At 32.5% G+C, this 14,178-nt stretch carries 16 protein-coding genes; 9 read left to right on the forward strand and 7 right to left on the reverse strand.

Annotated features, from left to right (window positions below; all coding sequences use genetic code 11):
* The first annotated feature begins 1 nt into the window (after position 1).
* On the forward strand, positions 2 to 673 hold the full coding sequence (locus NH26_RS12760; RefSeq protein WP_044225842.1) for an ABC transporter ATP-binding protein: 672 nt from the start codon (positions 2 to 4) through the stop codon (positions 671 to 673).
* Here NH26_RS12760 and NH26_RS12765 read toward each other — a convergent pair.
* From NH26_RS12765 to lipA, 4 genes are all read right to left on the reverse strand, one after another.
* Positions 666 to 1,571, reverse strand: coding sequence for a DMT family transporter (locus tag NH26_RS12765; RefSeq protein WP_044225838.1), 906 nt, complete (start codon positions 1,569 to 1,571; stop codon positions 666 to 668). The two genes, NH26_RS12760 and NH26_RS12765, sit on opposite strands and share 8 nt — an antisense overlap.
* Positions 1,572 to 1,638: 67 nt before the next feature.
* Entirely contained in the window at positions 1,639 to 2,553 is a 915-nt protein-coding gene (locus tag NH26_RS12770) for a DMT family transporter (protein ID WP_044225836.1), read from the reverse strand.
* 3 nt (positions 2,554 to 2,556) lie between these two features.
* Complete coding sequence (locus NH26_RS12775; RefSeq protein ID WP_044225947.1) at positions 2,557 to 2,787, reverse strand: cytochrome b5 domain-containing protein; 231 nt, start codon at positions 2,785 to 2,787, stop codon at positions 2,557 to 2,559.
* A gap of 74 nt (positions 2,788 to 2,861) precedes the next feature.
* A complete protein-coding gene (gene lipA, locus NH26_RS12780; RefSeq protein ID WP_044225822.1) occupies positions 2,862 to 3,755 on the reverse strand; it encodes a lipoyl synthase in 894 nt (297 codons plus the stop codon).
* A gap of 280 nt (positions 3,756 to 4,035) precedes the next feature.
* Here lipA and NH26_RS12785 point away from each other — a divergent pair, with 280 nt between their 5' ends.
* Entirely contained in the window at positions 4,036 to 4,632 is a 597-nt protein-coding gene (locus NH26_RS12785) for a NifU family protein (RefSeq protein ID WP_044225820.1), read from the forward strand.
* 87 nt (positions 4,633 to 4,719) lie between these two features.
* Positions 4,720 to 5,262, forward strand: coding sequence for a dihydrofolate reductase family protein (locus tag NH26_RS12790; RefSeq protein ID WP_044225818.1), 543 nt, complete (start codon positions 4,720 to 4,722; stop codon positions 5,260 to 5,262).
* A 43-nt stretch (positions 5,263 to 5,305) separates the two neighbouring features.
* Here the strand turns inward: NH26_RS12790 and NH26_RS12795 are convergent, their stop codons facing one another.
* The 3 genes from NH26_RS12795 to NH26_RS12805 all read right to left on the reverse strand — a co-directional run bounded on the left by NH26_RS12795 (position 5,306) and on the right by NH26_RS12805 (position 8,741).
* Positions 5,306 to 5,848, reverse strand: coding sequence for a DUF3124 domain-containing protein (locus tag NH26_RS12795; RefSeq protein ID WP_084812170.1), 543 nt, complete (start codon positions 5,846 to 5,848; stop codon positions 5,306 to 5,308).
* Between the two features lie 101 nt (positions 5,849 to 5,949).
* Positions 5,950 to 6,978, reverse strand: coding sequence for a DUF1214 domain-containing protein (locus tag NH26_RS12800; RefSeq protein ID WP_199880240.1), 1,029 nt, complete (start codon positions 6,976 to 6,978; stop codon positions 5,950 to 5,952).
* A 221-nt stretch (positions 6,979 to 7,199) separates the two neighbouring features.
* Entirely contained in the window at positions 7,200 to 8,741 is a 1,542-nt protein-coding gene (locus tag NH26_RS12805) for a DUF1254 domain-containing protein (protein ID WP_199880241.1), read from the reverse strand.
* A gap of 212 nt (positions 8,742 to 8,953) precedes the next feature.
* Here NH26_RS12805 and NH26_RS12810 point away from each other — a divergent pair, with 212 nt between their 5' ends.
* The 6 genes from NH26_RS12810 to NH26_RS12835 all read left to right on the forward strand — a co-directional run bounded on the left by NH26_RS12810 (position 8,954) and on the right by NH26_RS12835 (position 14,175).
* Positions 8,954 to 9,433: a hypothetical protein gene (locus NH26_RS12810; protein ID WP_044225812.1), complete on the forward strand. Its 480-nt coding sequence runs from the start codon at positions 8,954 to 8,956 to the stop codon at positions 9,431 to 9,433.
* A gap of 41 nt (positions 9,434 to 9,474) precedes the next feature.
* Entirely contained in the window at positions 9,475 to 10,224 is a 750-nt protein-coding gene (locus NH26_RS12815; protein WP_052432120.1) for an HdeD family acid-resistance protein, read from the forward strand.
* A 12-nt stretch (positions 10,225 to 10,236) separates the two neighbouring features.
* Entirely contained in the window at positions 10,237 to 11,133 is an 897-nt protein-coding gene (locus NH26_RS12820) for a 3-hydroxyacyl-CoA dehydrogenase (protein WP_044225809.1), read from the forward strand.
* A 294-nt stretch (positions 11,134 to 11,427) separates the two neighbouring features.
* A complete protein-coding gene (locus NH26_RS12825) occupies positions 11,428 to 12,063 on the forward strand; it encodes a hypothetical protein (RefSeq protein ID WP_044225805.1) in 636 nt (211 codons plus the stop codon).
* A gap of 74 nt (positions 12,064 to 12,137) precedes the next feature.
* Positions 12,138 to 13,109: a hypothetical protein gene (locus NH26_RS12830; RefSeq protein WP_044225800.1), complete on the forward strand. Its 972-nt coding sequence runs from the start codon at positions 12,138 to 12,140 to the stop codon at positions 13,107 to 13,109.
* Between the two features lie 298 nt (positions 13,110 to 13,407).
* Positions 13,408 to 14,175 carry a hypothetical protein gene (locus tag NH26_RS12835; RefSeq protein WP_052432119.1) on the forward strand — a complete coding sequence of 256 codons (768 nt, stop codon included), beginning with the start codon at positions 13,408 to 13,410 and terminating at the stop codon, positions 14,173 to 14,175.
* Positions 14,176 to 14,178: the final 3 nt, after the last annotated feature.

Below are 14,178 nucleotides of genomic sequence, written 5' to 3' on the forward strand. Positions count from 1 at the left end.
TATGCTTAAAATAGAAAATTTAATCAAATCTTTTGGAATAGGTGATGATGCATTAGAAATCATCAAAAATATTTCTTTTGAAGTAAAAGAAGGCGAATCTGTGGCTATTGTAGGGACTTCAGGTTCTGGAAAAACCACCTTACTTGGATTGACCGCAGGATTAGATACCCCTACCTCTGGTAAAGTCTTTATTGATAATATTGATATTACTACTTTAAGTGAAAATGATAAAGCTGATATTCGAAATCAAAAAATTGGTTTCATTTTCCAGAACTTTCAATTACTACCTTCTCTTACTGCTTTAGAGAACGTGATGACCCCTTTAGAATTACAAGGTCAATCAAATGCAAAGAAAAAGGCCAATGATATGCTTAAAGAAGTAGGTTTAGAAGGAAGAGAACATCATTATCCAAATCAACTTTCTGGAGGGGAACAACAAAGAGTGGCTTTAGCTAGAGCATTTGTAACTACGCCAAAAATTCTTTTTGCCGATGAACCTACAGGTAATTTAGATGAGGAAACAAGTGCTCATGTAGAAAACCTACTTTTTGAGCTCAATAAAAATCATAATACTACTTTAGTAATTGTCACTCACGATCCTCAGCTTGCTCGAAAAGCTAAACGTATTTTAAAGGTAAAAGATGGCAAAATGGAAGAAGACAACATCAGTTAGTTGTTGATTTTTTAGACCAATTCGAAACTAATGCTACACCTGTAAAAATAAGAATTGTAGCATATAATTGCTCCCATCTAGGTTGTTCATCAAACAGAAAAACAGCAATAGCTCCAGCTATTAAAGGTTGGAAATAAATATAAAAGCTTGTTGTACTCGCATTCAAAACCTGAAGACTTATAGCATTAAATAGATAAGTGATACATGTAGCACCAACCAATACGAAAACTACAGACCATGTTACTTCTGGTGTAAAAGTATGCCATTGTACTTCCACAATATCCATAATTCCAAATGGTAAAACGAGTGGTACTCCAAATATGAATACCCATTTTAGAATAGTAAAAGGATGATACTTTGTCGCTAAAGGTTTAATTAATATCAAGTAATAACCATATGAGCTAGCATTGACAATCACCAAAATATCACCTAGTGTAGATCCATTACATAAATCTAGTCCATTCATACTCACTAAAATTAACGCTCCGCTCAATCCTAATACAATACCTATTACTTTTTTTAGTGTTACTTTTTCTTTTAATATGAAGGCAGACATAATCAATACTAAGATGGGAGAAGATACCATAATTACAGAAGCATTGATGGGTGATGTTAGAGACAATCCTTCAAAGAAAGTGATCATATTTAAACATGCTCCAAAAAAAGCAGCAACAATCAACTTTCTATAATCTTGCTTACTTTCAACCTTTTCTTTGACAAAAAAAGCATGAATTATAGTAAATAATATTGCTGCAAAGGCGACTCTCATTAATATGAAACCTTTGGGTTGTATATAATCCGGCATCACAATTTTAGCCACATTATAATTAGCTCCATAGGCGAACGATGCCCCAACAAGAAATAAATGTGCTTGTAATTTTGTTATACTTTTTCCCATCGATTTTTATTGATTGATATGAACTCCGATTCACTCATTTCTGTGAAACTATTTTGATCAGATTAGTCTATTTTTTAGAAATTTCTTTCTCTTTGTTCTTCTTCTTGATACTTATCAAATACACGCCTGAAAAAATTAAAGCTGCAGCAATAACCTGAACTATTTTGATCGTTTCATCAAAAACTAATATGGCTACAAATGTAGCTACCATCGGCTGAAAATAGATATAGAAACTCGCTGTGCTAGCATTCACCACTCTCATCGCAATTGCATAAAATAAATAGGCCAAGAAGCTTGTAAAGACTATTGTATAACTAATAGCTCCCCAAATAGGTAAGGGAATACTTTCCCAATCCATGGTGTTAATATCGTTCCATGTCATGATTGTCACAAAAGGAAGTGCCAAGACAAACGTCCACTTTGTTACCGTAAAAGGATGATATTTAGCAAGAAGAGGTTTTGATATAATTAAATACACACTATACAGTGATGCATTAATAAGTACCATCATGTCTCCTTGAACAGATCCTGAATGAAATGCTATTCCATTAAGTCCAATCATTAGTACTGCTCCTATAAAACCTAATGAGATACCTACCACTTTTAGTGGTGTTACTTTCTCTTTCAGAAAAATAGAAGATAAAGTGAGGACAATAATTGGAGAAGAAACAACAATAACCGAGGCATTGATTGCACTAGTTTGTGCTAATCCTTCATAAAAAATTAATTGATTAAAACTCGCACCAAACAATGCTGCTAAAAGTAATCTACCAAAATCCTTCTTATCGGTTACCTTTTCTTTTACCGTAAAAAAATGTAAAAGAGAAAATAATATAGATCCTCCTAAAATCCTTAGAAAAATAAAAGCAAAAGGAGTAATAAACTCAGGCATTGCTAACTTTGATACTACAAAGTTACAGCCATAAATAATTGAAGCACCTACTAAAAATAAGTGTGCTTGAAGCTTAGAAATATGTGCCATTAGTTAGTCTTCCAATTCTCCAATTGGATCAAATTTATCAAAGACAAAAGCCGTATGAGGGGCATCTCTCATTTCAGGAGTTAAATCTTGCCCTGCCCAATGTTGATAATGTCTTCCTTCTCTCCATAGTCTAGACTTAGACATATCGTATACTTTTCCTTCGAAAGCAACCCATATTTCTTCTTTGTCTTGTCCGTTTCTGAGCGATAATTGGCTTCTAGTAATTTTTTGCATAGTCATAAAAAAATAGTGACTTTATTAATATTGAAAGTTAACAAAGCCACTATAAATATAGTTTTAGAATCTAATTATTTAATAGGAACATTTACGTGACGTTCCGCATGGTAAGAAGAACGTACCAATGGACCAGATTCTACATATGTAATTCCTCTTTTTAATCCTTCCTCTCTTAAGAAGTCGAATTTGTCTGGGTGGATATATTCGATTACCTCATGGTGCATTTTAGTGGGTTGTAAGTACTGACCTAAAGTCAATACGTGTAAACCTACTTCTGCTAGGTCATCCATTGCTCTAAAGATTTGCTCATCGGTCTCACCTAAACCAAGCATGATACCTGTTTTAGAACGGCGACCTTCATCTACAATTCTTTTGATATGCTCTAAAGAACGATCATATTTAGCTTGAGGACGAACAGCTCTGTAAAGTTCTTTCACTGTTTCCATGTTATGTGAAATCACTTCTTGACCACCCTCTATCATTCTGTATAAAGCATCCCAATTTTTTCTTGTATCAGGAATTAATGTTTCAATAGTAGTTTCAGGACAAAGTTTTTTTATCTCTACTACTGTTTGATACCAAATTTCTGCACCTCTATCTTTAAGTTCATCACGGTTTACTGAAGTTATTACCGCATGCTTCACTTCCATTTTATGAATAGCGTCTGCAACACGTTTTGGTTCCTCAGCATCGTACTCTGTAGGACGACCTGTAGCTACTGCACAGAACGAACAACCACGTGTACAAATATTACCAAGAATCATAAATGTTGCTGTACCTTCACCCCAACATTCACCCATGTTTGGACAGTTACCACTTTGGCAAATTGTATTCAAATTATGTTTGTCTACCAATTTACGAACGTTAGCGTACTCTTTCCCAATTGGCAACTTCACACGCAACCAATCTGGTCTACGTTTAGGTTTATCTTTCTTCTCCGAAGAGATTACTGGTAGTTCTATCATTTAATTTTTCGTTTTCTTGGTGTCCATAACGACACAACTGCAAAAATACGAAGTTGTTTTTCAATAATGAAATCCTTCTTCAAAAAGCAACATTTTTATGGTGATATTAGTTAACCTTTATGAAAACAGCTCAGATATAGATGTTAATAATCAAATTCACCACCCTTAAGTGTTAATTTTTAAGAGAAAGACTGTTTGATTTATCGAATTCTTTTGATTAAAAACATCTATATGTTTGTTTTGCCAAATATTGTGATTGCGAATATAAAATTCTTACATAATGGAAAATTCAACAACAAATAGATCTCATCAAAATATAACCATATATACAGAGGCAAATCCTAACCCAAATTCTATGAAGTTCATGTTGAGCTTCATGTTATTACAAGGTGGAGAAAGCTATGATTTCCCTAGTATTGAAGAAGCTGCTGTTTCTCCTTTAGCCAAAGAGTTATTTGGTTTCGAAGAAGTAGAAAGAGTTTTCTATATGAGTAATTTCATTACTATCACTAAAAAAGAAGGATCATCAGATTGGATGGAAATCATTCCAAAATTCAAGGAGTTCCTTACGCAATACTTCGAAGCTGAAAAGCCAATCTTTGAAGATGTTGCAGAAACAATTGTAGAATCAGCTGATTCTGAAGCAGTGAAAAAAATCAAAGGTGTTTTAGAAGAATACATCGCTCCAGCAGTAGAAACGGATGGTGGTGCTATTAAATTTCACTCTTTCGATGAAGAAACTGGTGTTGTGAAGGTTTTACTTCAAGGTGCTTGTTCTGGATGTCCGTCATCTACATTTACTTTAAAAATGAGCATCGAAAACTTACTGAAGAAAATGGTTCCTCAAGTAACTGAAGTAGTTGCTGAAGGTGTTTAATAAAATATAACTGATTGATAAGATCATTCTTTTAATGCGATATTCTAATTAAATTAGGGTATCGCATTTTTCTTTAAAAACAAAACAATGGAAAATAGAAATATAGTATTTATTGCTAAAAGTTTGGATGGATATATTGCTGGACCAAACGGTGAATTAGAATTTTTAAATAGTGTTCCAAATCCTGATCAAGAAGATGTAGGTTTTCTACCTTTAATGGATCGTATTGATGCATTAGTAATGGGCAGAAACACTTTTACAATGGTCTGTAACTTTGGCGGTGAATGGCCTTATTCTAAACCCGTTTTTGTTTTATCGAATACTCTACAAGAAATTCCTGAAGAATTTCAAGATAAAGCCATTATTGTTAATGGTGAATTGACAGACCTTGTTGCCGATCTTAACTCTGAAGGGTTCCATAAATTATATATTGACGGAGGAGCCACGGTACAAAGTTTCTTAAAGGAAGACCTTATTGATGAAATGGTGATTTCTACTATTCCTATATTAATCGGTGAAGGCGTACCCTTATTTGGTAGCTTACCTAAATATATGATGTGGAATCATGTGGAATCAAAAGTCTTATTAGGGCAAATAACACAAGATACTTATTATAGAAATAGAGGATAAATAAAAAGTCCAATTGAATCTCTAAGTTCAATTGGACTTTTTATTATTGTTTTATTTCTTGGGCACTTGAGGTAAAAGCAAAACCATGTTGACCTATATAACCTAAATTTACGGCCTCTATAATTGGTTTATTCTTTAATTCTTGAGGAGCTCCATATTCTACAATAAAATTAGCTCCTGCCCCGCTTACCTTTTCTCTAAACTCTACAATATATTCAGCAGAACCTAGTGGCTTTATTTCTAAATTTCTTTTTAAATAGTTTTTCAAAAGATTACCATCACTATCATAATAATCAATTTTAGTAAAGTAGATACTTTCTGTTGGACTGGTATTTCTAAGGCTTAATACTACAGTAAAGTAGATTTTACTTTTTCCAGATTGATGATAAAGATTAGAATAAGAAGATACATAAAACGATTTTTTACCTACTAATTCTGGAGTATCTTTTTGATCCACATAGTGTAAACTCTTTCTTGAAGTTTCTAAGTGAATTTCTTCCACTTTTTTTGTATTGTCTTGAGGAGTACAATTCATCATCAAAGATGATAATATTCCCAATACGATTATTTTTATTATCTTTTGCATAAATTATTTTTTTACAACTTGAATTTAGTCAAAAAAAATAAGAGTGATGATCAAAAATTGATATCACTCTTGTGATTTATTTTATTAGGGTATTAGAAACTCTATTTGGCCGTAGAATTTACTTTTTCACCTTTCGGTAATTTATACTCACCATTCAATACAGATTGACCTGGCTCGTAGATTCTTAATAAGTAGTTCCAACCATCTGCTGGTGCATCTAATCTGTTGGAAACATCACCTACTTGCTCTTCTGAACCGAAGTAAACTGTAAAAGTTCCGTCATCATTTAATGTTACATTTGATGAATTAACAATGTTGTTATCTGATTCCATATAACCATCAGCATTATAAACTGTGATAGACCAGAATCCTGTATTTTCAGGTACTTCAAATGTCGATTTATAAGAAGCTCCTTTCTCAACATCTTCACCAAAAATTAGGTAAGTTGCTGCCTCCTCTGGAAGTAAACCCCATCCTGCTGCAGTTGCAATGTGTCTTGTTTCCTCATTTACTTCTCCTCTTTTACCTTGCATTCCGTCGAAGCTGTCATAATTTAATGCATCGCTTACATATTGTGCTCTAACGTCAGCTAAAGACTCTAAATCCCAGTTATGCTGAGGGAATGACTCATTGGATTTTGAAACTGCTGTAAATTGATTTTGTAAATCATTGATATATTGAATTTCTTGTGGATCTAATGGATCAATGACTTGAATTCTTAAGATTAGGTAAACAAAATCTGTTTCTGCTGGTGCTAATTCATAAGTTCCAGGTTTATTGAATATATCTAAAGTATAGTGATCGTTATCCATGACTTGAATTGTAGCATATCTACCATCTGTTTCAGGATATGTGATTGTTAATCCTTCTTTGTTATCCCAAACACTTCCGCTGTATAACACATCACGGTTCATTCTAATTACCGTTTGTTTATCTAACTGTGTAATATTTCTAAAGTGATAATAGGTATTTGATTCTCCTTCTGCATTATTGATAATTGCTTGATACATAAAGTCTGATTCTGCTCTATTGAAGGTCTCTGGTGTAACTTTGATTGAAGTATCATTTTGAGCAGTTGCTACTGAAGCGAAGGCCATTAAACCGGCAACAAGGGAATAGATCTTTTTCATTTTTTCGTTATTTAATTTGTGAAAGATAACTACTATAACGCCATTTTATTTCCTCATAATGATAAGCTAATGTAAAAAAATAACTAAAAATAGGAATTGTATATTTTCTAAAAAAAAGAGAAGAAATAATCTAATTATGAGCATCATACATATTATGTAAAAACCCCTTAGATAAGTAATACATCACTTATCTAAGGGGTTAGCTTGATTTTAATTTTTATTTATTCTTCAATTACAAAGTCTCCTGGTTTCCACGTCTTATCAAACCAAGGCTCTAATGGGCCGTATAATCGGGCGATACAACTAAAACTTTTTCCAGGAATAGTTTGTACCCAATTATTCTCTTTTCCTACTGGAGGTTCAGCTGAAAACCAAATTGTATATGAGCCATCTTTATTTTGTTCTAAACCTTCTTGGAAACTATCCATACCGGCAGCTCTTTGATTTGTTTCTAACAGGCTTCTATGTTGATTAGAATAAACTGTAAATGACCAAAAATCTTTTGCAGGAACTGGTCCTGGTAACGTTACAGAATATACTTTATCACCTGATAAAGTTTCTCCGTTAGAATCTTGAGCCGTAAATACATACGAAGAACCAACACCTACTTGAGATTTAGCCATTGCTGGAGTTACACCAATAGCCATATAATGCATGAATGTTCTCCAATCTGTAACGATAGTATTATTCACATCTCTAAACTCATGATTTTCAGGAGCATATGGAGAGAACCATTGACGGTCATCATAGAAATAAAGACGACGGTCACGCGGTTTAAAACTTACTGCTCTTGAAGTGGCATTACCTACCGCTGCTGCTTCTACTAAAATTTCTTTCATTCTTGCATCAGGATTGAATTCTTCTCCTTTTACAATACCAATACCTTCCCATAATGCTGCATTCCCTTCTCCAAATGCCCCCTGATCTTCATATTGAATAGCAGCATTTAGTTCTTCATAAAACTCAAAATTATTAGCGTGAATAGTATTATATTGTTTACCTGTCAGATCAACAAAATGTTGTTCGGGTACAGATTCTGCCTTTGAATATGGATATAATTTCCAATTGGCCTCTACATGTTTCACAGTCTTAGGAATATCTCTATCGATAACAAAAGCCCTCATTAACAAGCCATTTCTATAAGTGGGCGTGTGTACAATATGGTAACCTTCATTAGGTAATTCTCCTTTATATCCAGGAGGAACAAAAAGGTATTTCCCTCCTTTACCTTGATCAGCACCTGTAAATCCAACATCTGCAACAAAGCGGAAGTAAGCGTCCATTACAGGACCTAAAACACCTGATGGAACTTCCAATACCGTAGGGCCTTCTTTTACATTAATTTCTGCAATGCCATAAAGAGTTGTTGTATTTGGTGTTAACCATAATGACCTTGCATCAAACATATCTTTGTAAATACCTAAACTATAAGTATCCATTCCTGTTTGTTTCATTCCCTCTAAATAACCATACATAGAAGCAGCAGGAACACCCACCATAAAAGATTCTACACCTCTGTAGAAATCCATATTATCATACAGTTTTTCTACTGTTTTATCTGTTGGTACGCCGTCTTCAAAGTTCAATGTTCCTAATTGACGAGTTTCTACAACATCAGGTGTCAGAATTTTTTCTGGAACATCTGCTTTATACTTAATATCTTGAGCTTCAGCTAAAGGTCCCATAATACTAAAAAAGAATAACATTGAAACTTTTGAAAGTTTGTTCCAAATTGTTGAAGTGAGTAGATTATTTTTTTTCATTGTTTTTTTATTTTTTTGAAAACATAACTACTCTAACGCCATTACAATTCTTTAAAATGACAGGGTATTGTAAAAAAATAACTAAAAATAGGAATTGTATTTTTAGTTACTGATAACATTACTCATAAGCTTCTCTTTTCCCTATATAAGGTATACTTAATAGTGGTGAGTAGTACTCTTTGTTACTATTCCGATTTTTGATCATTCTTTTGATGAAACTTGACATTTTTAGCTATCCACTTTCCCGTTTACAAAAACATACTTCACAACTTTCATCAGTCAAAAAGAAAATGAAAAACATCTTATTAATTGCTTCTACAGCTTTACTTTCTCTATACCTTTTCAATTCATGTAAATCACAGAAAAGGTTATTCATAGAAGAACTTCAAAATGAAATTCCTAAAGATGAAGAGGAAAAAGTCAACGTCAATGTTATGCACAAAGGGTCTACCATCATTTTTGAAATAGAACCTATTGGTGTTGAATATTCTTACACATCTGTAAAAATGTTTGAATTATTGGCTAATGCTATCATGTCAAATAATATCTCAATAGGTAAAGATTCTGCTCTTTATGGAGGTATAGATCATTTCGATAACTATAAAGTCTTTGTAAAGTTTACCGATAAAAAAATATTCATTGGAGAGCGCCCTTTAACCTATGAGGCTGAATTATCCACTGCTATAAATTAAAAATCTAATCATTTTATTATCATATTAAAAATTACATCATCATGTTTAAAAATTTAAAATCGTCTATTAATCACTGGTACTTATTACTAATTGCAGGTATTTTGTTTATTGTTGGAGGAGTACTCACCTTTACCTTCCCTATAGTTAGTTACATTACTTTAGCCACCGTTTTTGCTTACTTATTTTTAATAGAAGGAGTTTCAGAAATGATATTCGCTATTGCAAATAGAAAAGAAATAAAAGGTTGGGGCTGGACATTATTTTACGGTCTTCTTTCTTTCGTAATTGGTGTTTATTTAATTCTAAATCCAGGACTTTCTGCTGCAACAATGCCAGTATATTTAGGCTTTTTCTTTATGGCTAAATCTTTAGTAGGAATAGCGATAGGAGGTAAAATACAGAAAGATTTTGGCTTAGGAGGACACCTTATTGCTGTTGGTATTGTTGGAATTATTTTATCTACCATACTCATTGTAAATCCAATATTTGCTGGTTTCACCATTTTATTAACTACTGGTATTGTACTGATTTCATCAGGAGTATATAGCTTTTTACTCGGGTTAAGGTTTAGAACCTTAAATCAATTAATGAAACAGAAAAAGCAATCTAATTCTGATAAAAAACAGGAAAAGACATCAGAAGAAACAGTAAAAGATAAAAGTAATAATGAGGTAAAAACAGTTGATAACGAAGAAACTGAAATAAAAGAAAATAATGTAGAAGTTGTAGTTGCTGAAGAAGTGACTGAAGAAAAAGATGCTTCAAAGAAAGATAATGTTATCCACCTATAAACTGAATAAACCATGGAAATTAGAAAAATAATGATTGCTGGAGGTGGTAACCTTGGCTCTCAAGTCGCTTGGCAGTGTGCAGTAAAAGGATTTAATGTTGTGGTATACGATGCTTTTGAACAAGGAATTGAAAGAAGTAAAGCTTACCATTTACAATTTGCTCAGTTATTTATGGATGAAAAAGGAATGACTGAAAAAATGAAGGAGAATACATTCCAAAGAATCAGATATACGACTAATTTAGAAGAAGCTGTTCATGATATTGACCTTGTGAATGAGTCGATTCCAGAGAATGTCAAAATCAAGAAAAGTTTTTACATGGAGCTATCTAAATATGCTCCTAAAAAGACGATTTTTACCACAAATTCTTCTGCTACATTACCGAGTGATTATGCTTTATATACGGATCGTCCAGAAAAGTTTCTTGCTTTACATTTTGCTAATGGAATTTGGGATGCAAACATAGGAGAGGTGATGGGACACAAAGATACTGCTCCTCAAATTTTTGAAAGAGTAATAAAATTTGCCAAAGAAATCGGTATGGTTCCTATCCCTATCTATAAAGAACAAAATGGTTATATCATCAATTCCCTGCTTATTCCTATCTTAAAAGCGAGTGTAGACTTATTGAAAAATAATGTCTCTGATATTGAAAGTATTGATAAAACCTGGATGATTTGCACCGATACAGAAGCTGGTCCTTTAGGCATTATCGACTTAATAGGTATGAAAACAGTTTATAATATCTATAAGTTTATTGGTGAGCAAAATAATGATCAAAAAGCCATTGACCGTGCAGAATACCTCAAAGAGAATTATATAGACTTAGGTAAAATGGGCGTTTCTTCAGGAGAAGGTTTTTATAAATATCCTAACCCGGCCTTTAGAGATCCTTCATTTTTGAGTTAAAATTCATTTTAATATAGTTTTATTTATTTGTGTAACGGTAGAATTAGAAGTATTATTTACTTCTTAATTTTACCGTTTTTTTTGTTTTAAAAATGCTGTTTTGATACATTCTGGTAAGATAGAAGTATCAAATATTTATTTTCAATTTTCATCATATTTATCACCCATAACAACCCGCACTAACAATTCCTATTTTTAGTTATAATTATCATTTTTAATGTCATTTTTCAGTAATAAAAATCACGTATAAATAAGCATAATCTACAAAAAATCAACAATTTAAATTTTAAAATTATGCCTATCGTTGTCATTGCACAAGCCATCATATCGTCTATTTCAATTCCTACTGAAGCGGACAATATTAATATCCATATGAAAGATGGAGAATTGATTTCACTTACAAAAAGGGAATTGAAACAAAAACATTCTACACCAACAGATATTGTTTATAAAAGAGATAAAGAGTACCACAATATAGCTGTTGCTGATATTGATTATATCAGATACGAATCATTAGATACTTATGATAAAACTGTCAACTTTATTGATGAGTACAACATTATGGTCAAAGAACTAGATCAGCATGTATTGGATTATTACAATACAAAAAGATATAAGAAGTCGAGGACCTCACAAACTTTAGCAGTAGCAGGTTGGACATTGGCTGTTGCTGGAAATCCATTGTTTTGGGCAGTGGCTCCAATTCCTACAACACAAGCTGCTTTAACAATGAAAAAAGTAGATAAAGCCTACGTTCTTAATGGTAGTGAGTGGAAAGCTTGTAAAAAGTTCCAAAAGGAAAAAATTAAAGATTTAAAAGCGAAAGCAAAATTGAAAGAAGAAAATGGAGTGACATCAGAAGAAGAGAAAAAATCACCTTTGATGCCTACAAATAACCAAGAGTTAGAACAAAATTTAGAAACGAAATAACAAAAGTTCTACTCCAATCCTAATTCTTAAATCTATCTTACTTCACTCTAGCAGTCTTTATCATCTCATTTATCATGAAAATTAATTCTCTACTAAAATCGTTTATCACTTATTCTAGCATTATTTTCATAACCTTCACAAATGATTTACAGGCGTCTTCTCCTGTTGAAGGAAAGCCCTTTTTAAAATATTTAAAAGATATCAAAATTGAAAAAAATGAAAGAATAGATGAATTTTATTATGCTGATGGAAAAGTGGTTTCATCGAATGATGCTATATCTAACGTTGTATTGCAATATGAAGGAAAATCTATGGGTTTTAGTATTAATAGAACTTATTTTATTCCTGGTGCTGGATTCACAAAAAAGGATTACAGAGATGCTTCCACTTTCAATTATGAATTGATCAATTCTTCAAAAGAAGCATTGAAGGAGGATTTTATTACTGTGGAAAGTAGTATCAGAAAAATCCCTTTTTTACCACTAAGAGCAGGATTAAGCGGACGCTGGGCTATCTTGAATGGATATGCTCCTCTTGATTATAATACGCATAAAAACATTAAGCGTACTGTTTTTGAAATTGAAGAGAATTTTACTACGTCATCAGGAGAGTCTATGAACATTATTGGTTCGAGTTATGGCAGTGTAGTTGCTGCCAATACAGTAATAGCACTTTTAGAGAGAGACAATGGCATTGATAAAATAGACGTATTGATTTTATCTGCATCGATGATCGATCAGGAATCTGAATTAGGGATGAAGCTAAAGACTTTACAAGAAGAAGAAAAAATAGCAGTATTGTATTATCAGATAACACCAAATGATAATATTACAGCTTGTTCTGGCAAATCTAAAAAAGAAGCCAGGAAAGGATTTAGAAGAGTGGTATTTAATACAGCACCAAGTATTATCAACCTAAAAAAACATGCACATAATATTGCTTCTAAAAGTCCTAAAAGAGCTAATGAAGTATTTGATGTGATTATAAGAAATAGTGAGGTAAACTGGACCATTGACAATAATGATTACTTCACTCAGAGTAAATAATCAGAATACATATTTACTATTCTTGTTTTTAGGTATTATTCTACATCAATATGTCATTTTCAGAAGGGCTAAATTTCGTTTAATAAACCATACTAAGAAATCATCAACTAAAAAATCTACTATAATGTCTACTACTATTAATGATGACTGATTTGGCTTTTAAATAATCTGAATCGATCATTGGTGCTTAAAATATTTAAAATCTACTTTCAATTTTAAGCAACAATTTATTCATGAACCTCAAAAATAAGGTTCAAAAAATTCTCAATCATATTATCTAATCAATTTATTTACAACAATGAACTCTAAATTCTTAAGAATTCTAGGTGTCCTCATCTTTATGTCCTTTTATCAACAAAGTTTTGCTCAGAACGACAAAGTAAAACGAAGCGATCTTTACAGTCGCGGAATTGAAAATAATACTTTCGTAAAGAAAGGACAATGGCTTACAGGAGCTACTTTCAACTATTCAGAACATTCTAATGATAATTACAAATTCTTGATTCTGGAAGATTGGAGCGGTAAAGGATATAACTTCCAAGTAAGCCCGTTTGTCGCTTATTTCTTAAATGACAATTTCTCAATAGGAGGCAGGTTCACTTACAATAGATCTCTGCTCGATATTGATGAATTAAATCTGAAAATAGGAGATAACTTATCGATGTCTATTAATGGAGCACATCAGTTATCTCACACATTTTATTCTACTTTTTTCATTAGAAACTACCTGAGTTTAGGAAAAAGTAATCGATTTGGTTTATTCAATGAAGTGCGCTTATCCTATGGTTATGGGCAATCTAAAGAGACAACAATTGGTAATACACCAGCGGAAACTCAAGGTGTTTATTCGGTCATCAATGAATTTAATATTGGTGTAGCTCCAGGTCTTGTTGCATTTATTAATGATAACGTAGCCTTAGAAGCTTCTATCGGATTAATTGGTTTTTCAAACAAATGGACAAAACAGGTTGAAAACCAAGTAGAAGAAGGCGAACGTAGAGTAAGTAAAGCCAACTTCAACATCGACATTTTCTCTTTAAATATTGGTCTAGCATTTTATCTATAATTT

The organism is Flammeovirga pacifica (assembly GCF_000807855.2).
Lineage (GTDB): Bacteria > Bacteroidota > Bacteroidia > Cytophagales > Flammeovirgaceae > Flammeovirga > Flammeovirga pacifica.

What these genes read in the sequence shown, in the direction of transcription:
- NH26_RS12760 (WP_044225842.1), top strand. Translation starts at nt 2, where the DNA reads ATGCTTAAAATAGAAAATTTAATCAAATCTTTTGGAATAGGTGATGAT.
- NH26_RS12765 (WP_044225838.1), bottom strand. Translation starts at nt 1,571, where the DNA reads ATGGGAAAAAGTATAACAAAATTACAAGCACATTTATTTCTTGTTGGG.
- NH26_RS12770 (WP_044225836.1), bottom strand. Translation starts at nt 2,553, where the DNA reads ATGGCACATATTTCTAAGCTTCAAGCACACTTATTTTTAGTAGGTGCT.
- NH26_RS12775 (WP_044225947.1), bottom strand. Translation starts at nt 2,787, where the DNA reads ATGCAAAAAATTACTAGAAGCCAATTATCGCTCAGAAACGGACAAGAC.
- lipA (WP_044225822.1), bottom strand. Translation starts at nt 3,755, where the DNA reads ATGATAGAACTACCAGTAATCTCTTCGGAGAAGAAAGATAAACCTAAA.
- NH26_RS12785 (WP_044225820.1), top strand. Translation starts at nt 4,036, where the DNA reads ATGGAAAATTCAACAACAAATAGATCTCATCAAAATATAACCATATAT.
- NH26_RS12790 (WP_044225818.1), top strand. Translation starts at nt 4,720, where the DNA reads ATGGAAAATAGAAATATAGTATTTATTGCTAAAAGTTTGGATGGATAT.
- NH26_RS12795 (WP_084812170.1), bottom strand. Translation starts at nt 5,848, where the DNA reads ATGCAAAAGATAATAAAAATAATCGTATTGGGAATATTATCATCTTTG.
- NH26_RS12800 (WP_199880240.1), bottom strand. Translation starts at nt 6,978, where the DNA reads ATGAAAAAGATCTATTCCCTTGTTGCCGGTTTAATGGCCTTCGCTTCA.
- NH26_RS12805 (WP_199880241.1), bottom strand. Translation starts at nt 8,741, where the DNA reads ATGAAAAAAAATAATCTACTCACTTCAACAATTTGGAACAAACTTTCA.
- NH26_RS12810 (WP_044225812.1), top strand. Translation starts at nt 8,954, where the DNA reads ATGAAACTTGACATTTTTAGCTATCCACTTTCCCGTTTACAAAAACAT.
- NH26_RS12815 (WP_052432120.1), top strand. Translation starts at nt 9,475, where the DNA reads ATGTTTAAAAATTTAAAATCGTCTATTAATCACTGGTACTTATTACTA.
- NH26_RS12820 (WP_044225809.1), top strand. Translation starts at nt 10,237, where the DNA reads ATGGAAATTAGAAAAATAATGATTGCTGGAGGTGGTAACCTTGGCTCT.
- NH26_RS12825 (WP_044225805.1), top strand. Translation starts at nt 11,428, where the DNA reads ATGCCTATCGTTGTCATTGCACAAGCCATCATATCGTCTATTTCAATT.
- NH26_RS12830 (WP_044225800.1), top strand. Translation starts at nt 12,138, where the DNA reads ATGAAAATTAATTCTCTACTAAAATCGTTTATCACTTATTCTAGCATT.
- NH26_RS12835 (WP_052432119.1), top strand. Translation starts at nt 13,408, where the DNA reads ATGAACTCTAAATTCTTAAGAATTCTAGGTGTCCTCATCTTTATGTCC.